The following is a 26,983-nucleotide window of genomic DNA, read 5'->3' on the forward strand; positions in this document are numbered from 1 at the left end:
TGTGAGGAGGTTGTGTGGTGGATGGGAGCAAGTTTAACCTTTGTCGGCGATCGGCTGGGGATCCCTACTCGCTCTTGGCCGGCAAGAACGGGAACAGTTGTCGGATCTCGTCGTCGGTGGGTTGGCGTCCGTACTCGCAGATTTCGAACGCTTCGGCGTACTGCACCTGTTGGGCGTGCTCCTCGCCGTACCATTTGATCAAACCGCTGCGAAACCGTTTGGCTTCGGCGGATTGGCGACCGATCCATTTGTCGCGCAGCCACTCGCGACGAAGTTCCGGGCGAGATTCCGGCGGAGCCGCCGCCATCTTGTCCGCACTGCCGAGCGCGCCGCCTTCGAACGTCTGCGAAACCAGCGCGGTCAGTGCATCGACTTTCTTTTCAAACACGCTGTCGACATCCACAACGATGTCAGCTTCGAAGGGATACGGTTTTTGGAAGCGGTCGCTGGAATACAGAAAGACGGGATTCTTTTTTAGCGGCGGAGTCGTCGGGCAAAAGAACGGGACGGCGACCATGTACGCGGCGTCTTGCACAAGCACGCCGGTGTAGCGGTGGTCGGGGTGGTAGTCCCAGGGCCGGTGAGAGATCACGATGTCCGCATCCCATTCGCGGATCAGGATCGTGATCTTGCGTCGGTTTTCCAGTGTCGGTTCCAGCTCGCCGTCGTGGATGTCCAAGACCTCGCTGGTCACGCCCAGCCGTTCGGCGACTTTGGCCGATTCGGCGGCGCGGCGTTTCGCCAACGGGCCGCCCGCCATGCTCCAGTGACCGATATCACCGTTGGTCACCGAAACCAGTTTGACCTGGTGACCTTGCGCGGCCCACAAGGCCGCCGTCCCGCCACTCTTGTATTCCGCGTCATCGGGATGGGCGCCGAAACAAATGATCTTCAGTGGCTCCGAGCCGTCCTGGGCAAACAGTCGATCAGGGGCGGGAAAAGAGATTGCGACGACGAGCAATAACAAGCAAACACGCATGGCAGGACTCCGGCAGGAAGTTGACTTGGCAGCAGGTAAGACTGACATTCACGCAGCAATCATAACTGGCCGAGCGACGTCGGGTGTGTAGTACCACGCGCCGGTCGATTGGAATTGCCCAGCCTGTGTCACAGAGGGCGCTTCGGGGCGTGCAGTGGTTCATTCGTGATCAAGGGAGGAGTTGGGTTGCTGTTTGGGGCGTGCCGATCAATCTTCAAACGAGCGCCGCGATCCACCGATCGACCTCCCCTCGCTTCGCTCGACCCTCCTGCCAGGAGGGTGAATTCAAGAACTACACGACCTGCGTCGAAGCGAGGGGCAGGGGGATGCCTGATTTGACATCGTACGTTCAACGCGTACCTTGAGAGAAACCCGTCTGCAATTGAATTGGGGGTCTCGTCGTGCTTGTCTCACCTTCTGCTGGTTCCAACGTTCTGCAATCCATTCGCCCGGCGGCTGCGCTCGTGGTGCTGTTCTGCGTTCTGCCGGAGGCTGCCGTCGCGCAGGGCATCGCGGCGATCCAAAACGTCTCCAGCACGCCGTTTGTCACCGGGATCACGCCCATCATCGGGTCTCGCGGTGCCGTCGGAGGTGTCCTGGTCGACGCCGATGGCGTGGTCGGTCGCGTGCAACCAGCCGAACTCGATCAGCTTCGCGATCGCTGGAATCAGCTCTCCGATTCCAGCGATGGGGCCGCGAATGTCGAGACGGAATTCCGTGTGATTTCGTTGGCCGGGCTGGATCGAGCACTGACCGAACGACTCGAAAACGGAAAACCGATCACGCCCTCGATGGCTTTTTTGGCGGGGCTGCGTCGCGTCGAGTACGTCTTTGCCGTCCCCCCAGACGGCTCGACACCACACGGCGATGTGTTCATTGCCGGTCCCGGCGGGCCGTGGAAGGCCAACGAAGCCGGTGAAGTCGTCGGGGTCGCCGACGGCCGCGCCGTGCTCCGGCTCGATGACTTGATGGACGCGCTGCGTCGAGGCGCACTGCGAAACGACGCCGATGTCAACGATCGCCAGATCAGTTGCTCCATCGAACCGACCGCCGAGGGGCTTCGGCAATTTGCTCGTGTTCAAGCCCGGCTGCGCCGCTTCAACCGCCAAGCCGTCGACGCGATGGAAACCGCGATCGGACCGCAACAGGTGCTGATCCGCGGGATCGACGTCGACAGCCATTTCGCCCAGGTGCTGCTTTCGGCCGACTATGCGATGAAGCGTCTTGCCATGGGGTTCGAAGCGGCGCCGATCGATTCCTTGCCCAGCTATTTGCGATTGCTTCAGCGACACAACGACCGCAATCAACTTTCGTCGCCGCGCTGGTGGATGGCGTCCGACTACGAACCGCTGCGGTGCACGTCGGACCGACTCGCATGGCAAATTCGTGGCCGACGAATTCGCACGCTGACCCAGGACAGTTTGTTGACCGCTGATGGGGCACGCAAAACCCTGGCCCAGGAAAACGAGTTGGCACAACAGTGGGCCGACGCGATGACCGAGGGCTTTGACGAACTCTCCACCGCACTACCGATTTTCGCAGAGTTGAGCAACTGTTTCGACTTGGCCGTGTTCGGGGCGTTGATGGCCGCCGAAGGATTGGCCGTGCGTGCCGATTGTCAGTTCAACGTGCTCAGCGACGCCAGCCGGTTACAGGGGCCTCGCTATCGAGTGCCCACGTCGATTCCGTCGGTCGCGTCCACGATCCGGGGTCGAAAAGGTTGGATCGTGAGCGTTTCCGGTGGCGTCTCGATCGATGCCTGGTCCGTCGTCGGCCAGACCGAGACCGACGACGGCATCGCGGCGAGTCGCGCCCGAGCGGTGCAGGGGGCGGGCCAAGCAGCGGGCCAAGCAGCGGGCCAACGCTGGTGGTGGTAGCAGGCGCGGCGGTTCTTCGTTTACAGTTCTTTCACTTTGACGTTTTTGAACTGAATCTTCATGTGGTGTCCGCCGTGCAATTGCAAGCCGATTGGACCTTCGTCATTGATCGCAATCCCGGTGTAATCGACGCAGGGCTCGCCGTTGTGAAAGGTTTGAATTCGTTTCCCGGTCAAGATCACTCGCAAGTGATTCCACTCACCGAGCTTCAAGACTTCGGTTCCTTTCTCTGAGACTCCGGGGTAGCTGCCCCGTTTGTCTTTGGGCGCGTAGACACAGGCTGACATGTCTTTTTTCAAGCTGCCGGAGATTCCGAGTTGGACTTGGTGTCCGTCACCCCGCAACATCACTCCGGTGTCGTAGTAATCCGACGACGTTTGGTAGTCGAGTTCGATCTCGTAGTCTTTGTAGTCTTTGGAGGTCCACAAGACGGAGCCTTTCTTGTTCACGTTTTCGCAAACGATTTTTCCGTCTTGAACCGACCAATGCGCTTCGGTGTCTTTTTCGGGGCGGACTTCCCAGCCGTCGAGCGACTTTCCGTCGAAGATCGCGTGCAGGCCGTCGTGGGCAACTGCGAGTGGCCCCAAGCAGACGGAGGCGGCCAAGAGCAAAGCGGCAAGGCGACTGAAAGAGCGGTGTGGCATCGAAAGTGGACTCATCGGTTGGAGGGAAATCGTGGACGGAAAGCAAGCCGGACGTCGGCACGTGGCGTCAGCCGGCGGGTCCTGATGATAGTCGATCTTGCAACGCGCCGCTCGCTGACGCGTCCCGCTGAAGTCCGCACCCCAGCACGTGGCGTCAGCCAGTGGCGCGTGATCGAAATCGGCGGCCAACGCGCCGCTCGCTCAGGACGCTTTGGGTTTGGTCATCACCGCGAACGCCACGATGATTCCCGCCGCGACGGTGATCGAAATGAGGTTCTTGGCGAGCGGCGACAATCCCAAATCCAGCGCCGTGATTCCCAGCGCCGCCAACCCCGCCAAACCGACGGCCGTCAACGCTTCACCGGCGATCACGCCGGATGAAAACAGGATGCCACGATGCAACACCCGGTCGTGCGTTTCGCGTCGGGTCCCCTTGGTGCAAAACCAAGCGATCACCCCGCCGATCAAAATGGGCGTCGCCAATCCGAACGGCAAATACATGCCGACCGCGATCGGCATCAGGTGGGCACGATGCTTCGTGTTGCGTTTGAGCACTTCGTCGATCCCCAAAATCAGCACACCGATGCCGGCGCCCAGCCCGATCAGGCTCCAGGGAAGCTCGCCTTCGCCCGCGAACCCACGTGCCAAACTTGCAAACAAGCTGGCTTGGGGCGCGGACAGTTGTTGACCTCCAATCCCGCCCGGAGTGTTGTTGTGCAACAGCGTCAGGACGGGAGCCATGACGAAGGCGGCGACGAACACACCGGCGATCTGCATGATCTGTTGTCGAAACGGCGCCGCGCCGACCAACGAGCCGGTCTTGAGGTCGTTGCAGACATCGCCGCTGGTGCAGGCGACACAACACACGATCGCGGCGATGCCCAGCGTCGCCACCATGCCTTGGGTTCCCGAATAGTTGAACAGCCACAACAGTCCGCCGGCCGCCAGAACGGCGGTGATCGTCATGCCGGACACGGGGCTGTTGGAATTGCCCACCAGCCCGACGATGTAGCTGGCCACCGCGGTAAAGAAGAACCCCATCGCGAGCATCACGACGGTCGACAAGACCGACACACCGATGTCGTCGGTGAAACGAAAATTCACCGCGCCGAGCATCGCAGTGCAACCTAATCCGAGCGCCAAAATCAGTCCCGACGGAATGTCCCGTTGGCCGTGATCCAGGGCGATCCGTCGGCCGCGCAACCCGTGCCACAGTTCGGTGACGGCAGACAGCAGGCCGTGGCGAACGGCGATCAGCGACCCGATCCCGCCGACGACCATCGCCCCCACGCCGACGTATCGGATCTCGCTGCTCCAGATCGACCAGGCGCCGCTGATCGGATCATCATACTGGGACGCTCCGCCCATCAACGGGATGCCGATCAACCAGCCGATCGCGCCGCCGATAAAGATCAACACCGCCACGTTCAGTCGCACGATAAAGCCGACGGCGACCAACATCGGCGACAGGTCACCGCCGAAGTAAAAGATTCGCTCGCCGGTCGCCCTGGCAACCTGCAGCGTATCGCTGACCAACCCCAAGAATCCGGCAGCGATCTTGAACACCGCCCCAAGCGCGCCGCCGATCAACAAGCTGGTCGCGGCAGAGCGTTGATGGTCGCCTTCTTCCCCGGCTTCCAAGACCGCCGCACAGGCGACACCCTCGGGAAACGGCAGATCCTCGTTGTCGGCGACAAACACGCGGCGCATCGGGATCATGAACAGAATCCCCAACAGCCCGCCGGTCAGTGCCACCAGCGTGACGGTCCAGAAGTCGAACGATTGCCAGTGGCCGATCAGGATCATCGCCGGCATCGTGAAAATGATACCCGCCGCCAGCGACTCGCCCGCCGAAGCGCACGTCTGGACCTGGTTGGCTTCCAAGATGCTGGACTTTTTGAACAGCAATCGGAACAACAGCATCGCCATCACGGCCGCGGGGATCGAGGCCGAGACGGTCATCCCGGCCTTTAATCCGACGTACACGTTCGCCGCACCCATGACGACCGACAGGATCAGCCCCAGAACGATCACGCGGGGCGTCAGCTCGGGAAGTGGCGCGGTGGACGGTTCTGGCAAATCACTCATATCACGCTGACTCGTTGACGGTTCCAGACTGTGACCGATCGACAGGCTGGAAGCCTATCCCACATCATTTCCGCTCTGGGTTAGCCTGCCGCTTGCGGTGTTCGCAATTCGATTTGTTTTTCCTCGGGCAGTACCGACACGTCGCTGTCGTCTTGATAGTGTTTTCTCAAACGATCCAGTTCCTGTTTCATGTCTGAAATCTGATTGGCGTATTCCGGGTTGTTGTATTGGTTGGTCAATTCATCGGGATCGTTCTTCAGGTCGTAAAACTCCCATTCGTCGAACTGGTAGAACCGAATCAGCTTGTAGCGATGGTTGCGGACACCGTATTGCCGGGGCACCATGTGCACGCTGGGGTATTCGTAATAGTGATAGTAGATGCTGCGTCGCCAATCGTCGGGACTGTCACCTTTGAGCAGTGGGACCAGTGATTCGCCCTGCATGTCATCGGGGACGTCGGCGCCGGCCATCTCGAGGAACGTTTCGGCGTAATCCAAGTTCTGGACCAGGTGCTCGTCGGTCGAACCGGGCTTCGTCACGCCGGGCCATTTGACGATCAAAGGCATCTTGAGCGATTCCTCGTACATCCATCGTTTGTCGTACCAGCCATGGTCGCCGATATAGAAACCTTGATCGGAGGAGTAGATGACGACGGTGTTGTCGGAAAGCCCGAGTTCGTCGAGTGTTTCCATCAGCGTGCCGACACTTTCGTCGACACCTTTGACGCAGCGCAGATAATTCTTGGCGTAGCGCTGGTATTTCCAGCGAACCAGGGCGTCGGCGGTCAAGTCGGCTTCGTGAAACGCCTTGTCGCGCGGGCGGTAGGCGGCGAACCAGGTTTTCAGTTGCTCCGGTGTCATCCGTTGCATGTTGCGCCAAGCCGATTTGTCGTAGCGGCCGACCAATTCGTTGCCCTTGAAATCGGGGGTCAAGTCGACGAACAAATCAAAATTGAGATGCATGTGGCGATCGATTTCCAACTCTTGGTGTCGCGCCGGAGGAGCGTTGTCGTGCCATTTGTCGAACAGCGTGTTGGGTTCGGGCAGATCGATGTCGGCATACAGATCCAAGTGCCGGGGCGCCGGCATCCAGTTTCGGTGCGGGGCCTTGTGCTGGACCATCAACATGAACGGTTTGTCCTCGGTCCGTCCTTGCTTGAGCCACTCGACGGCCAGGTCCGTCACCACGTCGGTGCAATGCCCCTCGATCCGTTTGCGGCCTTCCGGCGTGATCATGTCCGGGTTGTAGTACAGCCCCTGGCCGGGCAGGACTTTCCAATCGTCATAGCCTTGCGGCTCGCCCTTGAGGTGCGATTTGCCATAGATCGCCGTCGTGTAGCCCGCTTTTTGCAACAGTTTGGGAAACGTTTGCTGGTTCCAGTCGAACGAGTTCCCGTTGTTCATGAAGCCATTTTTATGGCTGTGTTTCCCGGTTTGAATCACCGCTCGGCTGGGACCGCAAATCGAATTGGTACAGAAACTGTTTCGAAAGACGATTCCCTGTTTGGCGAGTTGGTCGATGTTCGGCGTCGGATCGACGCTCTTGAGCCAACCGTCGTACGCACCGATCGCATGGGGCGCGTGATCGTCGCTGAAAATGAATAAAATATTGGGTCGATCGTCCGCCGAGACGCGGGGGGCATGCGACGCATTGGCGACCAGACAACCGAGCAGCACGAAAGCGTGAAAGAATCTAAAAGGCATGATCATGACAAAGAAACGGGGGGAATCAATCGAGGCATTCGCCTACTATACACGCTGCCCCTGCCCTCGGGCGGCGCGTCGAACCGGATTCAAGTGGCGTAAGCTTCCAGCTTGCGATCGCCCTGAATTCGCAAGCTGGAAGCTTACGCCACTTGTTTGGAGTCGGTGGAACCCTCCCATGAATCGAATCGGTCGAACACTCGCGACTTTCATGACGCTGCTGCTGGTGGGCAATGTGACCGCCGAGGAAACGGCGACACTGAAAGCAACGTTTCGTTTCCTGGGGCAACCTCCTGCGGTCCAACCCATCAAGCCCCACCTCGATCGGCAGTTTTGCGGGAGCGTGCCGATTCCCGATGAGCGGCTGATCGTCCATGGCGACAACCACGGGCTCAAGAACGTCGTGCTGTACGTGTACACCGGACGGCGAGGCACGGTGTTGCCGAATCCGAAACGTCGGTCCGAAACCAAGCTGCTGCAAATCAAACATTGCCGGTTCAAGCCCCACATTCTGCTCGCTCAAAAAGGAGACACCCTGCGCGTCGAAGATCACGACCCGGTCGGCCACAATGCAAATTTTCAATTTTTCAACAATGCCCCACTCGGGATCACACGTCCGGTCGGGGCGCCCTGGCAGCGATCGCTAGACGAATCCGAACCCGCACCGATTCCGGTTCGCTGCAACATCCATCCTTGGATGAACGCCTACCTTCTCGTCTTAGATCATCGTCTGGCCGGAATCAGCGACGGCGACGGTAAGCTGGAGATCACGGGGTTGCCGGTCGGCCAAAAAATCGTTTTCCGAGCGTTCCATGAAAGTGCAAAATTGAGCGAGGTCGTCGTTAATGGAATGGCCGAAACATGGGACGGCAGTCGGTTCGAACGAGTGTTGGAAGCGGGCGTGAACGACTTGGGGTTGATCGAGATTCCGGCATCCGCGTTCACGATCGACCGGAGGCTGGATTCGAAGGCTGGGGAGAAGTAGACAGGAAAATGGGTGACAAGAAAATGGTTGGGGGAGAGACGAGAGATGGCAGAAAAATGGGGGGCAGAAAAATGAAAACGGACGGCTCGGTTTAAATTGAGATCGACTCAGCCGAGGACTCACATTTTCTTGTCACCCATTTTCTTGTCTCACCTCCGGCCTGCGATTTTTCTGCCCCTCATATTTCTGCCACCTTTATTTCAACTCTGCGGTTTCCTTGAGCCCCAATTCATCGAGTTGGACGTCGGCAAAGAAAACTTGTGGTCCGGCTTCGTCGCTTGATGGATTGTCATGGATGACCAATCGAATGGCGTCGCCGGCGCCGATGTCTTTGATCGGGATGGACCCGAGGAATTTTTCTTCCAGGAACACAAACCAGTCCGTCGGCTGGCGTTCGATGTCGATCACGTGAAAGCGGTCGAATACCGAAGGGAGTGCATCGGAACGGAAGGACACATCGACGTCGCCGAAATCGGACGCCTTGATGCCCAGTTGATTCTGATCCCCCTGCAATCTTACGCATCCCCGTTTGGCGGACGGATTGGCGGGGTCGACGGCAAAGTCGATGTCCACGGGGCCGCTGTCTTTCTGCAGCCAAACGAACAGGCTGACCCGCGGAATGGCGGTCGTCGAAAACCGCCGGGTCAATGCCCCCTGACGCGTGATGCAAGCGATCGCGGTCGATGCATCTGGGGCCTGGACGGTTTGCCAGGCCCCGACCATCGACCCGCCTACGTCCCATCCGCTGAGCGTCACGCCATCAAACAACGGGATGTTGCCGATCACTTGCGTCGGCAATCGAACGCCGCGGCGATGTCGGTAGGACTCGAACAATCCGATCGACACGGCTGCCAGGGCGAGAATCGCGATGGCGGCCAGCCATCGAGAACGGGGCAAACGTGGATGCGAACTCGATTTTGAGAGTTCGACGGTTTGCGTGACGGTATCGTCCGCCACATTGACCGGATTCAACGTGGCCGTGTCAGCTTTCGGCTCGGGCGGGGCACGCTCGAGGGTCGGATGTTGACTGATGAATTCGCGATGCGATGCTTCGGAAACGATGCTCGTGGGCGCACCGACCGATGCCCCGATCGGCACTGCGACCGGCGTGGTGGTTGGCGCCGCAGCGTTGACCCCCAGGGCGTCGATCGCATCGATCAGCGTTCCGTAGCTTGGGGGACGTGAATCCGGATCTGGATCGAGCAAGCCCAACAGCAACGACATTTGATCCTCCGGCAATCGGACCGCCAGGTCGTCCGGGTGGGGCATCAGTCGTTCTGATTTCTGTTGATACAAGGCGGCGATGCTGCGCCCTTGATGCGGCGGTTTGCCGAACAGCAAGTGCCAGGCGGTCGCGCCCAACGAATACATGTCGCTGCGAAAGTCGACGTCTCGCCCACCGAACTGCTCGGGTGACATGTAGGCGGGGCTTCCCATCACCTTGTCGCCGGTCGTGAGTTTCAGTTGTTCGGCGCTTGGATCGGCAAACATGGCCAAGCCGAAGTCCGCGATTTTGACAACCTCGGTTTTCGTCGCAGCCCCTTCCGGCGGAGGCAGCAGGATCAAATTGGCCGGTTTGATGTCGCGGTGAATCAGATTCTGGCCGGCGGCATGAAACAACCCCGACGCGACTTGACGCACGATCGACCAGGCGGCCTGCGGCGGCATGATCCCACTTTCACGCACCAATTCTTCGCAGGTGCGTCCGGGGACAAACTCCATCGCAAAGTAGTAGCGTCCATCGTGCTTGCCGAAGTTGAGGGCCTGGACAATGTTGGGGTGTTGGAGCCTGGCGAGCGCCTTGGCCTCACGTTCGAAACGGGCTGCGGCATTGGGCTGGGCGACGTTGCTGATCAAGATGATCTTGAGCGCCACGATTCGCTCCAAGTCGATCTGCATCGCGCGATACACCGCCCCCATTGCACCGCGACCGACCAGATTCAAAATTTGGTACCCCGGTGCGACGTCCTGCGGATGTTGCAGTGAATGGACGATGTCGACATCCGCGGCCGTCAGCAGCCCTCGTTGAAGGGCCGCCTGCGAAATGTCCCGAGCCGATGAGTCAAGGTTTTCACATAACGATTTCGCGTCGGTCTCGTTGAGCAGCCGTAGCTCAAGACAGGTCTCGATGAATTTCCTCTCATGGTCCTCGCTCGGCATGTTCGACTCGGTTGTCCGTCGAGTGTCTAGGGGGTCAATTGATCGAGTTGCCGAAGCACGGAGTCGACGGTGGGACGGTCGGCGATCGATTCGCCCACGTAGGCAAATCGAACACGCCCCTGCCGATCGATGATGTAGGTGGACGGCTTGGCAAGCTCCGCCCGGATCCCCAACTGATCGACGCCCATCAAATTGATGTCCAACAGGATCGGATACGGAACGTCTTCGTTGGGAATTTCGCCTCCCTTGATCCGCTTGGTCAACTCGCTCAACTTCGGAGCCTCTTCTTCCGTTTCGGTCGGAAAGATGACGACGAGCTGCGCGTCGTAGGGTTCCAGTTCCTCAAACCGCCGCGCCCAACGTGAAGTCTGCGACGCGCAGTAAAAACACACGCCGCCGTACCAGCCGCGGGTGATCACCAGCACCAGATAATCACGTGTCATGACCTCGGACAACGCGACTTCCTTGCCGTCTTTGTCGGTGAATCGCAAGCCCGAAAAGTCCTCGATCGTGATCGGCTGCGACTCGGTCACCTCCGCAAATCGAATCCCGTCGTCGGGAATGCGGTTGCAGCCGAGCGTCGCAAAGACGAACACGGTGGCGAACGATAGAATCGAAAACGGGAACTTGCCGGACACCTGATGACCTCTCTTGATGGCTTTCTACAGATTGTAGGGGGTCAGCTAGGTCTGGGGTGAAAGAACCGCCGGAGCGTGGTGGAATGGCAGAAAAATGGGGGGCAGAAAAATAGGAAACGAGTGATCGGAGAATAAGCTCACTCTTGCCGTCTCCACCCATTTTCTTGCCACCCATTTTCTTGTCTCACCTCCGGCAACCTATTTTTCTGCCCCCCCATTTTTCTGCCATCTTCTTTTAGGTTTCCCAGTTTCCGTGAGGCCCAATTCATCGAGCCGGACGTCGGCAGCGAAGGCTTGCCGCCGGATCCCGTATTTCGCTCTGGCTTGATCGATTGCTAGAGTCCAGAGATCCACCGGGTTCAATCGACCCAATCGCGTGGAACATGATGTTTCACGCCACCGACGCACGGATGGACCGGAGATTTGAGAGCGAAGACGTTCCTGGCCGCAGTGCTATCGATCGTCGTGATGCCGTTGATCATCACGCGTCCTGTCGCTGCGCAGCTGGCGTCGCGTTCGGTGGCTGCGGAGCCCGTCGCTCACGCGTCCGTCTTGACGACTGCGTCTTCGCAACCGGCAGGCATGACATCGGAGCGACTTCGGCAGCTGATGCGTCCGAGTTTCCGGCTGGGATTTCAGTGGCTGGCCGAAGCCGACGACGTTGAACTTTCAACCTACGACGCCAGGGTCACGATGCCGTTGTATCCGATCTTCGGCCCCCCTCCGCCGATGTTCAGCCTGGGATTTGAATACACCGACTTAAGCGCAGCGGCGGTCTTCGATCTGGCGGGCGAACTGTACGAGACGTCGATCGGGTTGTCATGGATGCGGCGTCGCAACGATCGCTGGTCGTTCCGCTGGATGCTGGGTGCCGCCAACGCGACCGACGGCGACAACCAATCCAGTGACGCGTGGCAGTTTCGCGGCGGCGGGTTTGCCATCTACCAACCCAACGAGCGTTGGACGTGGACGTTCGGCGCGATCGCACTCGGTCGTAATGACATTCCCGTCGTGCCGGCCATCGGGTTCATCTACCAGCCCAATCCCTGCCTGCGATTCGACGCTTCGTTTCCTCGACCCCGCGCGTCGCTGTTGTTGGCCGACAATGGAATTCGCCAACAGTGGGGCTACATCGGCGCCGGCCTGGAGGGAGGAACCTGGGGGTATCAGCGGAACGACGGCACAGACGATCAACTGACCTATCGCGATTGGCGATTGGTGCTCGGCTGGGAATCAACCCCTCGTCGCGAATCCGGAATGCCGTTCGCGCTGGGACGCAAACTTTCGGCTGAAGTGGGATACGCATTCGGCCGGCGGTTCGAGTTCGAAAGCGATCGCAGCGATTTCGAAATTCAAGACGCGTTGCTGATTCAGATCGGGACCCGTTTTTAGCGGCGGGTATGGTTGAGCGTCGCCAAAAGCGTCAAGCCGTCAAAGAGATATTGCGCGACCAGCGGCGTCACCGTCTTGATCGACGGGATGAAAAGCGCTCCTTGCAGGTAAGCCATCAAGATGTGAAAGAAAAAAGTACCGTACAGACACACCGGCAACCACATGATCAAGCGTTGTGCGACGACCGGCCAAAGGGCCCCCCGGAAAATAGCCAGCCACATCACGGCAAGGGCTGCACCAGCAAGCCCCATCAGTAAGGCGAGGCACACTTGAGTCGCGCCGGGCGAATCCGAGGTCCAGCCATTGGAAAGCAAGATTTGTTGCACGATCAGCAGTCCGACTGCAACGAAGGTCGTCCACAAGATCAGATTCCCGATGCTGAACGAAAATTTTCTCAGTCGGACGCCGTGGACGACACGATTGCTGTGTTTTCGTCGCGACGATTTCGAAAATGTGTCCAGGCAGGTCGCACCCGTCATCGTCGCCAAGGCTTGCGTCGTGACGACAATCACCCAACAGACTTCAGAGGCGTCGCCAAAGCCGACGAACCGAAACGGCGTGATGATCCACCAGCACAAAATCGAAACGAACGTCAACGCGGCACAGGACACTGCGGCGTGACCACGAAAATCAGCTGCCCAAAGGGCGACCATCGAGCACTGACTGAGCACAAATCCGACCAGGAGCAACCAATGATTTTCCACGCCCTGCCACCGCGTGACCGAAAACGCCGATGCGACAAGCACCAACGCGTACAGCGTGAGGCAGATATTACGGACGAACTTTCTTGCGTTCGTTTCGTTCCCATGGGCGGCGCCGGACTTCCGTTTTGACGGTGGCATCGGTTTAATGCGGTTCGTGTCTGATGCGGAGGATCGCAACGCTGGAGCGCCGATAGACGAAATCGGTGTGTGGAGCGTGTTGCAGACCGGGAAGGCAGTGATATTCTAGACAGCAACGTCTTGGGTGTGGAATGTGACCAAAAACCATGCGGAGGATGACTCCGCGATCATTCCCCCGTGGGCATGGTCAAACGTCCTGTCGCTCGATTCGGTGGCCGTCGGATTGGTTTGGTTGCTGGTGTTCACCGACGCGTATTGCGGGCGACAGCCGTTGTGGTACGAATTCGCGATCATCGGGTTGTCGATCTGGCTGGTCTACACCGCCGATCGGCTGTTCGATTCGATCCGACTGGACACCCGCCGAGGGCACTCGATTCGCCATCATTTTCACTTCCGGTACCGAAAACCACTTTGCCTGGGATGGTTTCTGGCGTTGAGTTTGGACACCGCCCTGGTGGTCGCGTTTGCGTCCGATGATCAATTGCGTTGGGGGTGTGCCGCGATCGCCATCGTCGTCGCGTACGTGGCCAGCGTGCAGTTCCCGCGAAACTCGGCGCGATGGCTGCCCAAGGAATTGCAGGCCGGGCTGGTGTTTGCGTTTGGGGTCAGTCTGAATGCCTGGTCCGAAGGGTCATCCGGCGATTCAGGTTCGCTGCTGGTTGCGGTTTTGATGGCTGCGATGTTGTTCACCGCGAACTGTTTGACGATCGCGATGTTGGAGCGTGATTTGGATCGGATCCAAGCGTTTGACTCATGGGTATTGCGGGCGCCGGGCACCGCGAATGCTCTGCCGGCTATGCTGATCCTGCATGCCTTGACCGCCGCGGTGTTGGTTGCGATCGATTCGATTTCGCCGGGGATCGGATTCTGTTTGATCGGCTGTGATGTGTTGCTGTGGGGGTTGGGAGTCGCGGGCTCAGCGAACGTGACGCAAAGGTCTGCGGATCGGGCGGGGTTTGTTTCCACGGGACGGTTGGTTGCCTTGGCGGATGTTGCGTTGGTGGTACCGCCGATTGTGTTTTGGGCCGCCCGTTCGGTCGTCGAGAGCATTTCCAGAATTGCGGTAGGATGAATCGCAGCTCAGCACGTGGCGTCAGCCAGTGGCGCGCAGTGAGCATGTATACAACACGCGCCGCTCGCTGACCGGGCTGTCGACTTGGTGAGCCGCGACGCGTAAGCGGCCGGGCATCCAGGCGCCCGCCCGAGGCCTGACGGCCAGCGGCTCACCATTGACTCCGCAGATCCCAATTTAATCGACAAGCTGTGACGCGTCCCGCTGGTAAAATCGTTCTCATGAAAGACAACGCAAAATTGATGCGGGGATACGATCGACTGGCGACGGTCTATCGTGGACTGGAAATCTGCTTGTTCGGCAATGCACTTCACCGGGCACGTCTCGCCCTGCTGGACCAACTCCCTCGTGCCGAGCGGGCGTTGGTTTTGGGTGATGGAACCGGGCAATTGCTCGAACAACTCTGCATCACTCAACCGGATTGCCGGATCACGACGGTCGACCAGAGCCGTCAAATGCTGAATCACCAACAACGACGGGTCGAACGGATCGGGGCCCTGGAACGCGTTGAGTTTGTTCAAACGGATGCCCGATCGTACAGCGTGCCGGTCGACCAGTACGACCTTCTGGTGGCCGCGTTCTTTTTGGATTGTTTCACCGAGCGGGAACTGGACGATGAGTTGCCCCGTTTCCTGGCCGGCCTCCGTGACGGAGGGATTTTCTATTTCGTCGATTTTGTCTGGCCGCCGCCGGGCTGGCGGCGACGACAGGCCGCAGCGTATCAGTGGCTGATGCACCGTTTTTTCCGTTGGCAAACGGGATTGCCGAATCGACGATTGGTTGATTTAGATGCCGCGTTGGCAAGACAGACACTGGTGCTGCATCACTCCGCAGATCGAATCCACCCGATGATGGCGTGTCGCTGCTATCGCGTGCAACCGTTGGGGTTGAGCCTTTAGGCGCCCAGCTTAAGACGATCGCTTTTCGGATGTACGATGGCCCTTCCGGGCCGTCGCCCGTGGGGCTCTGTGCGACGACCTAGAAAGGACGTCGTACACCCCTCCGCCGACCACCTCTCACCCATTCGGCAGATCATTCAGATTTGTCGCGTTTCGCGCTAGCCCTAAGCTGGACGGTCTCTAAACCCTGCACAGCAACACGTACGCCCGTGCCTTTTATTCAAACCCTTTTTCAGGAATGATCAACGATTCGTCTTGTTGCATGACGATGATTCCTTCGACCACGCCGACGACGATCGCCCCGACCAGGATGAATGCGACGAGTTTCAGGTAATTTCGTTTCCCCGCTTTTGACTTTGGGGAACGCTTCTTTCGCTCAAGTTTTTCGGCTTTCGAAAGATCATACTCTTTCTTTTCTTCGGCGTGCTTTAACAGATCACATGCCGTTTTGCTGGCGGCGTCCGTTTCACCGTTGGAATTGGATTTGCGTTGGCGTCCCAAACGCTGGTCGAGTGCCTCACGGAGCGGCGGTAGCATCCACGTCATCGACAAGATTTTGGTCTTGGATCGTGCATAACGGTCCATGTCCACGAGCAAGTCGACCAGTTCGGACGGAGCACCTTTGACACCGCGCAGGTCCAGAGGGATCCGGTGTTCGTGCGAATTGATTTCGCGAACGATGTCAGATCGCAGCATTTCGATGTCCGTGGAGTCGTCGTCGGCCCAATGGAGTCGGACGACTTTCTCGCCGGAAATCTTGTCCAGTTGTCTATCTAATCGCGCCATTTTTCACTCGCATTTCGTCCACGCTGCCAGCGCGTTGACACGTCCATTCACTTGAATCGAAATGGTAACGGCTGATGCATGCGTCTTGACCGGTCGAGTCAACTTCTCAACCGTATCTTCAACAAATCCCAACATGCTCTTCACGTGTGCTTGTTGTCGGTGTGGGCATCGCGATTGACAGAAGCGTGGATTCTCTGTCAGCGCGCCAGACGATGCAGATGAAACTGCTCGGGCTCGAGTGCGGACTGGGCCAAATCGATCAGGTGTTGATGGTGGGTGAACAGAATGACCTGCGTTCGCTCGGACAATTTTGAAAACCGCTTCATCGCCGCGATGGTGCGTTGGTCGTCCAGTTGGATCAAACAGTCGTCGATCACGACGGGAATCGCGTGTCCGGCAGACAGTTGGTGTTCGAGCGATGCGAGCCGCATGGCCAGATACAGCGCGTCGGCGGTCCCCAAGCTCATCGCGTCGACGGGCACCAAGTTTTCTTCTCCCGCGGGAGACGCGGCGATGCCGAACAATTTTGAACGCCCCTTGTCGTCGAATTCGGGTTTCAATCCGGCATAACGACCGCACGTCAATTCTTCGAAGGCTTGGCAGGCGATTTTCAAGACCGGACTCTCGTTCTCGCTGCGGTAGTGCTCGATCGATTGTTGCAGAATCATCGACGCGATTCGCAGTTTGGCGTACTGCTGCGACTCCCGCTGGATGGTTCCATAAAGCAGTTGCAGTTCCTGGTTCAGTTCCGCCGCGCGATCTCCGCCGTCGATCCTGGACAGTTCCTTCTTAAACGCCCCGACTCGCTGTTCGACGGTGGACCAACGTTCGTTGAGCGTTTGCAACGATTCTTCGAGTTTGTCGATTTCATGCTCTAGTTCGACCCGATCATGCGATTCCACTTGCCGGGCAAATTGTTCGACCGCGACACCGCCGGCGATCAGCGCCAATTGTTCTTCGGCACGGGCACAGGCCTGGAGGGCGGTACGTTTTTCGGCCGCATTCTGTTCCACCCCGGGCAATTCGTCGGCATGGTCGACGCCGGCTTCGCGACAGAGTTGGGCCAATTGACCGACGGCCGCTTCGAGCACCTGATTGTCATCGACCAGTCTGGCTTTCGCGGCGGTCAGATCGGCTTTGAAACGCTCGGCTTGGTTGGCCGCGTTTTTGGCCGCTTGCAACCGTTCGTACAAGGCTTGTGCGATCTCCACACTTTGCTGATCCGGTTTGCATTCTAAACCGACGATTCTTGCGACCACCGTTGCACGCTCGGCGAAGGACCGTCCGTCGTCGTCGATGGAGCGAATTCGTCCGAGGATGATGTCGCGTTCACGAGTCTCTTCAAACAGTTTGGCGATCTTCTTTAACCGCATGCTGATCACGCTCGGGCTGACATCTTGATCGGAGGCGAATGATGCAATCGCCTGCTTCCAGTCGCTATCCCATTGTTTGCGTTTGGCCGCGTTGGATTCGTATTTGGCTTCGGCCGCGGGAAGCGCCGCGTGGATTTCGTTTCGTTTGCGGCGGATTTGTTCCAGTTGCGACGCCGCGGCAACGAGTTCATTCCGCAGCACGGTCGCTCGGTCATGCAAGGATTCCAGATTCATCGGATCATCCGGCGCGGCCGACGTCTCGTCGTGGCCGACAGAGACCGGTCGGGCGGACCAGGCGTTTTGCAAGGCGTGGGCCAGTCGCGTCGCATGACGAGCAATGCGGGTCTGGGTCGAATCCAAACGTGTACGTTCCTTTTCCAGCGTCCGGAACTTTTCGACAAACGTTTGATGCTTGGCGACCCAGTTCCGCATCTCGCGGACCTTGCCGGCGGCGATCCCGCAGCTTTCCCAGAGCTGATTCCATTGCTGAGACGCCTCGGCGGCCAGGCGTTCTGCCTGATCGACCGCTTCTTCCGCCGCGGTGATCGCGTCTTTCAGTCGGGCCATTTCCTGCGTGACCGCCGCCCGTTCGGTGACCTGTTTTTGGTGCGATCGAATCGTGTCGACCACGTCGTCGGCGGTACGAATCGATTGCCGCACCTGGCGTGTCGAGGTTTGAAAGTTTTCTTCATCGGCGCGTGCCGAAGCGAGTCGATCGACCCATTGGTCGCGTGTTTCGCGTGACTGTGCAAGTTCCTGCTCGGTCGGAAGCGGTTGATCGGCTTGCAGGCGGGTCAATTTTTCACCGGCGTCGTGAAGCTGTTGCCGCAGCGTCGCCACCGCTTTCCGGGCATCCTGAACGGCCCGCGAGCGATCGTGGAGTGTTTGATCATGGTCATCGATTTCCGCCGCCGTCGGCGGTTGCACGTGTGCCGCGTCGTCGAGATCGGTTTGGCCGAGGCGAAGCTCGCGCATCAATCGTTCGCACTGTGACTCGAGTTCACGGCAGCTGGACCGTTCCTGATCGGCCTGGTCCAACAGGGTTGCCGGCGGACCGATTTCGGCAAGCACCGACTCGATCATCGCGGGGTCCGCGATGTCCGGGTGGCGTTCCAGTTCATCGTCCAGTTCGGCAAGCTGTTTGCGCAGCGTTTGGAGCGATTCCAGGGAATCACGTTCCTGTTGCCGCAGCATTTCGCAGTCACCGGCCAATTCGTTGATTCGAATTTGCGCCGCGTCGCTGACGTGCAACTTGTCGACAACCCGATCGACGTTGTCGTCGGGGGCGTCGTCGGCGATGTCGATTTCCAGATCACGCAGCAATTCTCGCAGGTGGCGGTTCCGGTTTTTGACGACGCGGTGCAGGTTGGCTTGATCTTTCGATGCCGCCTCCCGCGCGGCGATGCCTTGGAACAAGGCGACGATTTCGGATTCATGTTCGATCGTCGCCGGATCGATCAAGCACGAATCAATTTTCTTTTCCGTGGCCTCGATTTCGCGTCGTAATTGATCGACCAATCGCTGATACGTTTGACGGTTGGCGGATGCTTCCCGGCGGCGTGCGGCAAAGTCTTCGTCGAGCGTAGGCACCGATGAGAGCGTTTCCAATTGGGCCTTGTGCCGTCGCCAGACCGGGACGATCGCGTGGGCTTCACGCACCGCCTTTTGTCTGGCCAGCGACTGGGCCAACCGTGTTCGCTCATCGGCTAACGCTTGCGATTGCTGTTCGGCTTCGGCCAACTGGCGTTTCAACAATTGGTATTCGGCCGGCGGCGTCTGGAGTTCACGCACGATCTTGCGTTTTTCGTCCAGTTCACTCAGCAAGCCGTTGATTCGTTTCTTGCCGCGTTCGAGAAACAGTTCTTTGCTTTCGTTTTCCAGTTCGGTCTGAATCGCTTTCAGCCGGCCGACGCCCGCACCGGCGGCAAACAGGATTTCGCCGAGTTCGCCCTTGCTGTCCAAGACGGCTTGTCCACCGGCAACCAACTGCTCGTGGGAAAGCCCGAAGCGATGATGAAAAGCGGCTTCGTCGATGCCACCGAGCATTTGCTCCAACTCCATCGGGTCGATCGGTGTCTTGTCGTCCTCGGCGTGCAGCTTTGTCTTGCCGTTCTTGCGCCGAATCACCGTAAGACGATTTCCGTCGGGACCGAGCAACGTCGCGCCGACCCGCAGTTTTGCGTTGGAATGCAGAAAACTATCCGTCGTCCGCGTCGGGATGCCGAACAGCAGCGCGCTGATCGCACGCAAGCACGTCGACTTTCCCGATTCGTTGGGACCATAAACCAGATGGAAGCGACGGGGCCCCGCGGACAAGTCCAGGGACTCATCGCTGAACAAGCCGTACGCTTTGAGATCGAGTCGTTCCAGAATCATTTCTTGGCTCCTGTCGCAGCGGCGGTCGATTCATCGTGTTGAAGCCGCCCGACGACGTCGGCCGCGGCGGATTCGACCAGCCCCGCAACCCACTGGTGATCGCCGAACGGAAAGGCCGCCTGGTCCTCGTCGCCCTTCAATTCCTTGGGAAGTTTTTTCGACAGCCCGGACAGTTCTTGTTCGACCAGGGAGGCGAGCGAGGGGTCGTTACGGAGAGCGTTTAGAACCGATTCCAGACTTTCGAGCGGCCCGTCAAAATCGAGTGAGATCTTTTGGTCGGTCGGCATCACGGTTCGAATCTTGACGTCTTCTAACCAAACCTGCTCGTTGCCCGCGGCGACGCTGATCGCTTGCAATTCGGCACGAATCCATTCGGTGTTTTGATGAAGCGCCGCGTGTAGGGACGATTGCCCGGTCAGGCGAACCCGCGCGACCAGCAACCGGCCGTCACAGGCATCGATTTGTTCGGCAAGCCAGCTTTGGTAGGCATCCAGAATTTCGTCGCGATCCTGCATCGGGCCGGCATCGATCACGCATTCGTGCCACCGTAACACGTCCAGCGGGTGAAAGTCGTAGCGACAACGATTCCTGGCATCGACTTCGATCAGCACGCAGCCCTTGGGACCTTGTTCGCCGATGTGTCGGCCTTGCAAGTTGCCGCTGAACACGATCGGCGGTCCGCCTTCGATTTGGTGGTCGCCGCGGACGTGGATGTGGCCGAGCGCCCAGTAGTCGTACCCCTTCTCGGTCAACCCGGCCGGCGTGCAAGGTGCGTAGTGGGCGTGGGAGGTGGCGCCTTCAAGCCCGGTGTGCAGCATGCCCAAATTGAACATTCCTGCGACCGCGTCGGGATACTTTGCCGCCAGGTTCGATTTTTCCGCACGGCTGCGAAAGGATTGTCCATGAACGGCGACGCCGATGTCTTCCAAGAACCTCGATTCCGCCTTTCCCGTTTGCAAAAAGATGTCGCTGCCGTCGGGGTTCTTGGGCAGCGGCAGGGACGCCGTCATCTGGTTTGCCGCGTCGTGGTTGCCGCGAATGACCAGCACGGGGATACCGGCGGTGACCAATTTGGCGGCTTCTTTGACGAAGGCCAGCCCGGTGTTTTGGTCCGGCCAGTCCCCGTCGTATAAATCGCCGGCGATCACGACCAAATCGACGTCTTCATCGATCGCCAATGCCGTCATGTTTTCCAACGCACGACGTGACGCGCGACGAATCCGCTGGGACGGCGCACTGTCGTAGCGGTCGAGTTTTTTGAGCGGACTGTCCAGATGAATGTCAGCCGCGTGAAGAATCTTTCGTGTGGTCAAGGCAATGTCGGGGATGGGGAAAACAAGACGCAAGGTTTGAAGGCACCCGCCCTGGCGAGTTTGCGCAGTGTTCAGGCGTTGAAAAGAAAGGAGTTTGGTCACTCTCCCCCTGGGAGAGTCGAGCGTAGCGAGGAGAGGGTTTGCGTTGGTGCTTGGGGGCGCCCATCAAAAATGAAGTGAACACCGCGATTCACCGTTCGACCTCCCCTCGCTTCGCTCGACCCTCCTGCCAGGAGGGTGACTTTAAAAGCTGCACGACCTCCGGGGAAGGTGATCGTCACTGTTCATACCAATTCGAATCTCCGTCTTCATACAATAACGTGTCTCCTTCACTGGGATTCGTGTCCACGCCGAGCGCCGCGTGGATCAGCGCCGCCGGTTTTTTGTCGTCAGGCTTACAGGGTTGAACAATCATGTAAAGCGCCTGGCGGGGACGTGTCATCGCGACGTACAACAGGCACAGCGCTTCGGTCATTTTCCCGGCCGCATCACGTCCGAATGCTTTGCGCCAGCGGGTATCCAGAAAGTGCCAGGCCTCGCTGGTCAAAAACCGTGAGAGCCCGACTGGCGGTTCGGTCAGATTCCGCGAGTCCGCGATGCACAGCGGTGGTTGGCCGGTCAGATTGCCGTCCAGCTCTGGCAAGAACACCGCGTCGAATTCCAAGCCCTTGGATTGATGAACCGTCATCACTCGCACGGCAGCCGATTGCGGTCGTTCGACGCGTTTCTCACGCACCATCCGTACAAAATCTCGCAAGCGATCGGTCGCGTTGGGTTCATAGGCAACCGCCAACTGGACCAATTGCTTTAGACGCGTGGTATCACGGGGACCGCAGACCGGTGCCAGGACGGCGGCCAGATGCTGAACCGCACGTGCGATCCCGACTTCGGTGACCAAGTCCCTGACGTAGTCGGCGGACATGCCGTCGACCTGCCCCAGCGGCGAATGGTCGACATGGAATTTCCAGCGCCCGTCGGCCGGATGTTCGGCCATCATGAATGCCGAAAGGATCAAGTCGACTGCGGCGGAATCCACCAACGGGTTTCCCCCTTCTTGGCTGACGTCGACGCCAAGTTGTTCCAGCAGGAAGATCAGATGGGCGACGCCTTTGTTGGTTCGCGTCAAAACACCGATCGAACGATCCGGAGCGGCGCGCGAAAGTTCGGCGATGCGTCGGGCAGCCAGCTGGTAACAGGCCTGGGTCTTTTCCGCGCCGTCGCGGCTGTCGATCTTTTCGCACGTTTCCATGCGGGCGTAACCGGGCAGCGATGCTTTGAACGCCACGTGTTGCGGGAACCGTTTGGCGAACTGGGTGACGGCGCGGGCTTCGTAGGTCGCTTTGTCGGCGTCGTGTCCGTCGGAGGCGGCGTCGGCGATTCTGTGTCGCGAGAGGTGCTGGAAAACGCGATTGATCAGATCCATGATCACCGGGCTGCTGCGGAAACTCGTATTCTGTTCGACCGATTCGACGCCGTCGATTTCGGCACTGACCGCGTCGAAGATCTCCGCCACACCGCCGCGCCAGCCATAGATCGCTTGTTTGGTGTCCCCGACACAGAAAAACGAACGTTTGACCGCCGCTTCGGGATCGGGATCCGGGTCGATTGCCGCATCGGCGGATCGAGACGCCAGCGGCCGAAGGACTTGCCACTGGGCCGGCGAGGTGTCTTGGAATTCGTCCAACAAGACGTGGTCGATCGCGCCGTCCAAGCGACGGCTGATCGAGCGGTGATCGACCTTGGAAAACTGCTTGGCCAACCTTACGGCGATGTCATCAAAACCGAGCGTTCGCAAGGATTGTTTCAGCTGCGCGACTTGGCCATCGTACAGTGCCAAGACTTGGCCGGTGGCGTCGTTTTGTGCGGCCAACAGCGACAGGGTGTTGGAGCGTGCGGCGGCGTACAGTGCCCCGAGCGCGTCATCCAGGCCATCGGGAAGCGCGGATCGGCCCAGCTTGGTCGGTTCTCCGTTCCGCTTCGCCTTGGCATAGTTCTTGATCAGCGTTTCGGTCGCCAGCGAATCGAATTGACGCGTCTCAAGGAGTTCAGCCATCGCATCCAGTTTGGCGCGCACCGTTTTCTGGGGCGGCTCCGCCATCCGAAAGGAACCGGCGGCGGAGGTCAATGCGGCATCGTCGGGCGCGGTGGGCGCGTCCAAATTGGTCCACGCATCGGGGGTCGTCTGACGTGCTTTGGTGTACGCGCCCGAGACGATTTGGATCAGCTCACGAACGATCGAACGTTTCGTTTCACCTTTGCTGAGCATCGCCAACAGGGTCGCCAATTCGCCGGGCTGGAGCATCGAAACCATCGAATCGATCGCGCGTTCACGCAACCACGCTTCTTCGATCTCGTCGGTCAATCGCCAAACCGGTGGCAGTTGCAATTCAAACGGAAACGATTTGGCCAGCTGGGTGAACAAGCTGTCCAAGGTACAGATTCGGATGCGGTGAATGTTTGCGACCAGTCGCTGCAACAGTTGCAAACACATGCTGCGTGGCAACGTTTCCAGACCGACCTGCCGACGCAACTCCTCCAGCGCCGAATCGTTTTCCGGATCGGCCGCTTCGGCCAGCGTCAACAGGATCCGCTCCAGAATCTCGCCCGCTGCTTTGCGTGTGAACGTGGTCGCGAGAATCGATTCGGGGGCCGCCCCTTGAAACAGAATCTGCAACAGTCGTGCGGTCAAACGATACGTTTTTCCCGTGCCGGCCGACGCCCGCACCAACACGGGCGGCAGGTTACCGTCCAGGAACACGTCGCCGGGGGAACGGTCGCGGGATGTGACTTCGGTGCTCATTGGTCGTTGTCTCCTTCCGCGATCGCCGCACCGGCCAGCATTCGACTGGCGACACCGGTTTGGAGAATCATTTCGTAATCGTCGTACATCACGCCTTGCTCGCTGGGTGCGAAATCACAGGCAAAAATTCGACGGACGCATTGATGAATCAGATCCTTGGCTTGGTCCATCAGCGGTTCGCCGAACTCGGCGATGTTGATTTTGGTTTCTTCCGCTTTGTCGCTGACATTAAAATAGCCCAGCTGGACCTCTTGCGGCGGCGCTTCGATGCCGAGAAAGGGCACCATCATTCGGTACAGCGGCAATTGCAAATCGATCCATTCGAATTGGCCGGTGTCGCGGTTTTTGCGAAGGTGTTTTTTCTCCGGTTTGTGGCCGTGGGTTTTGTAGTCCAAGATCGCCCATTGTCCGGTTTGCACGTTGCGGTCGATCCGATCGAAACGCCCTCGCAATCCCATCTTTTTTCCGTCGACGGTGATCGAAGCGCCTTTGGATTCTTCGACGCTGGCTTCGGTGGCGTGAATTCTCCATCCCTGCTGGATGCGTTGGGCTTGCTCGGCGGCGACGAAGTGCAGGCGCCGCTCGGCTTGACGGACTTGCAGACGAACGGCGCTTTCGGCGTGATCGCCGTATTGGTCGGCCGCGTACTGGTGCAAATGATGGCGTAACGATTCGAAGATTCGCTTTTCGTCGGCTTCGTCTTTCTCGGCGGACTCCCCAAAGTGCTCGACCGCACCATGGACCAAGTCGCCGAACTGGTTGGCCGCCAGTTCGCGGGCCAAATCGTCGACGGGTTTCAGATTCAGCACATGCCGCAGGTAGAAACGATAGGGACATTCAAGGTAGGCCTTGAACGCCGTCACGCTCATCGTCTTGACGGGACACGCGTCGGGATGGAATTCTGGAATGGGAAGCTCGGTCGTTTGACGATCGCTGTCCCAACGGTGCGCGATGTTGACCTTGTCGCGGGTTCCGGCCAACAGCATCCGAATCCGTCGCGCCACGTCCGGGGGCGACGACGCAGCCAACAGTCGGCTGGGCGGCGTGGGCGCTGCGTCGGCAGAACGCTTGCCCACGATCAAACGGATGTCTCGGCGTGTCGACAACAGCAACTGGGTCGCATACAGATCACGGGCGTAGCGGCGTTCGTTATCGGCGATTCCCAGTCGTGAACGCAGCGATCCGGGCAGAAACGGATCGCTGGTGACCGCCGAAGGCACGAAGGGATGATTGAAACCGACCACGACCATGGCCGGCGAATCATCCAGTGCCAAATCCAGCCAACCGTGAATTTGAATGTCATCGGCGTCCTGGTCTTGTCCGACACGCAGATCGGCCAGACGGGAGGCGATCATTTCCAACGCGGACGCGGCGGTGACGGGCGCGTCCAGGTGGCGGCTGAGTTGGGTGAAGCGTGTCAAAAGGTCTCGGACTTTCGCGACCGCTTCGACCGTCAACCGGCGCTCGGGCCGAGACGCATCGGCCGTTTCGACGCCGGTATAAATCGAATCCAGCCATTGAAGCAGGCTCTCGCACCAGTCGGCGATCGGTTTCGTCGCTCGCGGTCCGTCGGACAGATGCTCGGGAACCAGGGGCGAGAGCCAGGCCAGGACGGTGCAGCGCAGTTGTTCGGCGGCGGGATAGTGTTTCAGCGCAGCCGGCGGCAGCGGATCGGCCAATCGCACCGGCAGATGATTGGCGAGCATCTGGTCGAGCGGGACCAGGTAGTCCTGCGGCGCCGTGTCGCGCTGGGTCGTGTTGAGTTGTGCGTGCAGGAAACGATGGACATCACCGTGCCGCACCAGTGCCGCGAGCGATCGCCAGGTCGGCCGTGCCACCACGGTGGCGGTGAGGGAAAGCAGTCGTCCCACTGCGGTCGACGCGACGGTCCAGCCGACGTGGCGGTAGGTTGGAAATCCGCATCCGTCGAGTTGCATTTCGGTCGCGGCGACGTGTGAATCATCGGTCACGCCGACGGCAATCTCCGATGGTTGATAGCGCGTCGCGAATTGCGTCACCGCCTCGCTGACCGCGGTCGCTTGATCGGCGATGTCGGCGGCCGGCACCAGATGGTCATCGATCAGCGGCAATTGAAAATCGGCAAAGGCGTCCGGTTTGAGGCAGCCGAGCCAATCAAAGCAAGCTTGTTTTTCCTGGGGCGCGGCGATGAAGGCGACGACGTCGCGTTCGACGTTTGCGATCACCTTGGCAACCGACGGATTCAAATCACTGGTGCCGACCAGCGCGATCGCGCGTCCGGAACGAATCGTCTTTCGCTTGATCGCACGCCGTCGCTGCTGGTGTGGGTCGCTCCGCCCGGCCGTGGCGAGTTCGCCGAGGTACAGTTCAAACAGTTCTTGCAGCAGTTCCCAGCGGGCTTGTTCGGTGTCGCTGTCGGCGACCGCAACCACATCCTCGAAACCGACGTCGTGGGCAGCCAGATCGGCCGTCAATCGCCGCAGCGTCCCGGCGAGTTCCAGCCAGGGACCGATCGCTTCGGATTCCGGCAGCACGGGCAGCAGCGGCCGCAGCGAGTCGGCGTCGCGATGACGCAACACGCGGGCCCAAGCCAGCGTCTGCTCGAACTCGATCGCGATCGGTTTCTCGGGTTGGTAGAGATGTTCGGCCAAGTCTCCCGACGTCGTGATGCGGGGCGCGACATAGTCGAATCCCTGGGCATCGGCAGCCGATTGCAACAGCCGGCCGAAACGCAGCATCGATTGGGCCGTCGGCAAGACGAAAATCCAATCGCCCAAGTCCAAACGGCCGTTTTCGCCCGCCTGATCGATGAAATGGCGGACCACCCCGGGCAGCAAGGGCCGATCCCAGCCGAGAAACTCGCGTCGGCACAGCAATTCGGGAAAAAGATCAAATGACACGGCGAAGCAGCCCCCCTGGTGAAAATCCGTTTTTAAGCCTGCGGCGTTGTTGTCGTGTTCGGTCGTGACACGTCTGGTCCAATCCTATCGATTCGTGGCTGCTTGTGTGACCCGTGGGGGCGATCAAAGGCCGCACGGCCGCGACAAACGATTCCAGCGTTACAGGTGCTAGAGCCC

Annotated in this window: 18 protein-coding genes; 6 read left to right on the forward strand and 12 right to left on the reverse strand. The window is 59.3% G+C overall.

Features of this window, described 5'->3' with window-relative positions:
* Positions 1-64: 64 nt before the first annotated feature.
* Positions 65-979, reverse strand: a complete 915-nt coding sequence (locus tag Enr13x_RS23930) for a PIG-L deacetylase family protein (RefSeq protein WP_145389357.1) — start codon at positions 977-979, stop codon at positions 65-67.
* A 401-nt stretch (positions 980-1,380) separates the two neighbouring features.
* On the opposite strand from Enr13x_RS23930, the gene Enr13x_RS23935 reads away from it, so the two are divergent.
* Positions 1,381-2,856, forward strand: coding sequence for a DUF1598 domain-containing protein (locus Enr13x_RS23935; RefSeq protein ID WP_145389358.1), 1,476 nt, complete (start codon positions 1,381-1,383; stop codon positions 2,854-2,856).
* Between the two features lie 20 nt (positions 2,857-2,876).
* Here Enr13x_RS23935 and Enr13x_RS23940 read toward each other — a convergent pair whose 3' ends face one another.
* The 3 genes from Enr13x_RS23940 to Enr13x_RS23950 form a co-directional block, all read right to left on the reverse strand.
* Positions 2,877-3,500 (reverse strand): 3-keto-disaccharide hydrolase, encoded by a 624-nt coding sequence (locus tag Enr13x_RS23940; protein ID WP_145389359.1) that lies wholly within the window; start codon positions 3,498-3,500, stop codon positions 2,877-2,879.
* 201 nt (positions 3,501-3,701) lie between these two features.
* A complete protein-coding gene (locus Enr13x_RS23945; RefSeq protein ID WP_145389360.1) occupies positions 3,702-5,588 on the reverse strand; it encodes an OPT family oligopeptide transporter in 1,887 nt (628 codons plus the stop codon).
* Between the two features lie 80 nt (positions 5,589-5,668).
* Complete coding sequence (locus Enr13x_RS23950; RefSeq protein WP_197455317.1) at positions 5,669-7,291, reverse strand: sulfatase family protein; 1,623 nt, start codon at positions 7,289-7,291, stop codon at positions 5,669-5,671.
* A gap of 178 nt (positions 7,292-7,469) precedes the next feature.
* Between Enr13x_RS23950 and Enr13x_RS23955 the strand changes: the two genes are divergently transcribed.
* On the forward strand, positions 7,470-8,276 hold the full coding sequence (locus Enr13x_RS23955; protein WP_145389362.1) for a cupredoxin domain-containing protein: 807 nt from the start codon (positions 7,470-7,472) through the stop codon (positions 8,274-8,276).
* A 195-nt stretch (positions 8,277-8,471) separates the two neighbouring features.
* Here the strand turns inward: Enr13x_RS23955 and Enr13x_RS23960 are convergent, their stop codons facing one another.
* Positions 8,472-10,436, reverse strand: a complete 1,965-nt coding sequence (locus Enr13x_RS23960) for a serine/threonine-protein kinase (RefSeq protein ID WP_145389363.1) — start codon at positions 10,434-10,436, stop codon at positions 8,472-8,474.
* 26 nt (positions 10,437-10,462) lie between these two features.
* Complete coding sequence (locus tag Enr13x_RS23965; RefSeq protein ID WP_197455318.1) at positions 10,463-11,074, reverse strand: peroxiredoxin family protein; 612 nt, start codon at positions 11,072-11,074, stop codon at positions 10,463-10,465.
* A gap of 423 nt (positions 11,075-11,497) precedes the next feature.
* Between Enr13x_RS23965 and Enr13x_RS23970 the strand changes: the two genes are divergently transcribed.
* Entirely contained in the window at positions 11,498-12,466 is a 969-nt protein-coding gene (locus tag Enr13x_RS23970) for a DUF6268 family outer membrane beta-barrel protein (protein ID WP_145389365.1), read from the forward strand.
* Here the strand turns inward: Enr13x_RS23970 and Enr13x_RS23975 are convergent.
* Positions 12,463-12,828, reverse strand: a complete 366-nt coding sequence (locus Enr13x_RS23975) for a hypothetical protein (RefSeq protein WP_145389366.1) — start codon at positions 12,826-12,828, stop codon at positions 12,463-12,465. The genes Enr13x_RS23970 and Enr13x_RS23975 overlap by 4 nt on opposite strands.
* Before the next feature lie 13 nt (positions 12,829-12,841).
* On the opposite strand from Enr13x_RS23975, the gene Enr13x_RS23980 reads away from it, so the two are divergent.
* From Enr13x_RS23980 to Enr13x_RS23990, 3 genes are all read left to right on the forward strand, one after another.
* On the forward strand, positions 12,842-13,087 hold the full coding sequence (locus Enr13x_RS23980; RefSeq protein ID WP_145389367.1) for a hypothetical protein: 246 nt from the start codon (positions 12,842-12,844) through the stop codon (positions 13,085-13,087).
* 354 nt (positions 13,088-13,441) lie between these two features.
* Complete coding sequence (locus tag Enr13x_RS23985) at positions 13,442-14,380, forward strand: hypothetical protein (RefSeq protein WP_145389368.1); 939 nt, start codon at positions 13,442-13,444, stop codon at positions 14,378-14,380.
* 221 nt (positions 14,381-14,601) lie between these two features.
* On the forward strand, positions 14,602-15,279 hold the full coding sequence (locus tag Enr13x_RS23990; protein ID WP_145389369.1) for a class I SAM-dependent methyltransferase: 678 nt from the start codon (positions 14,602-14,604) through the stop codon (positions 15,277-15,279).
* Positions 15,280-15,495: 216 nt separating this feature from the next.
* On the opposite strand, the gene Enr13x_RS23995 is transcribed toward Enr13x_RS23990, so the two are convergent.
* The 5 genes from Enr13x_RS23995 to Enr13x_RS24015 all read right to left on the reverse strand — a co-directional run bounded on the left by Enr13x_RS23995 (position 15,496) and on the right by Enr13x_RS24015 (position 26,806).
* Positions 15,496-16,065 (reverse strand): hypothetical protein, encoded by a 570-nt coding sequence (locus Enr13x_RS23995; RefSeq protein ID WP_145389370.1) that lies wholly within the window; start codon positions 16,063-16,065, stop codon positions 15,496-15,498.
* A gap of 197 nt (positions 16,066-16,262) precedes the next feature.
* Positions 16,263-19,814: a YhaN family protein gene (locus Enr13x_RS24000; protein ID WP_145389371.1), complete on the reverse strand. Its 3,552-nt coding sequence runs from the start codon at positions 19,812-19,814 to the stop codon at positions 16,263-16,265.
* Positions 19,811-21,127, reverse strand: coding sequence for a metallophosphoesterase family protein (locus Enr13x_RS24005; RefSeq protein WP_145389372.1), 1,317 nt, complete (start codon positions 21,125-21,127; stop codon positions 19,811-19,813). Before Enr13x_RS24005 ends, Enr13x_RS24000 begins: the two co-directional genes overlap by 4 nt.
* 277 nt (positions 21,128-21,404) lie before the next feature.
* Positions 21,405-23,927, reverse strand: coding sequence for a UvrD-helicase domain-containing protein (locus Enr13x_RS24010; RefSeq protein ID WP_145389373.1), 2,523 nt, complete (start codon positions 23,925-23,927; stop codon positions 21,405-21,407).
* A complete protein-coding gene (locus Enr13x_RS24015; RefSeq protein ID WP_145389374.1) occupies positions 23,924-26,806 on the reverse strand; it encodes a PD-(D/E)XK nuclease family protein in 2,883 nt (960 codons plus the stop codon). Before Enr13x_RS24015 ends, Enr13x_RS24010 begins: the two co-directional genes overlap by 4 nt.
* Between the last annotated feature and the right edge of the window lie 177 nt (positions 26,807-26,983).

The sequence above is a fragment of the Stieleria neptunia genome (assembly GCF_007754155.1).
GTDB lineage: Bacteria > Planctomycetota > Planctomycetia > Pirellulales > Pirellulaceae > Stieleria > Stieleria neptunia.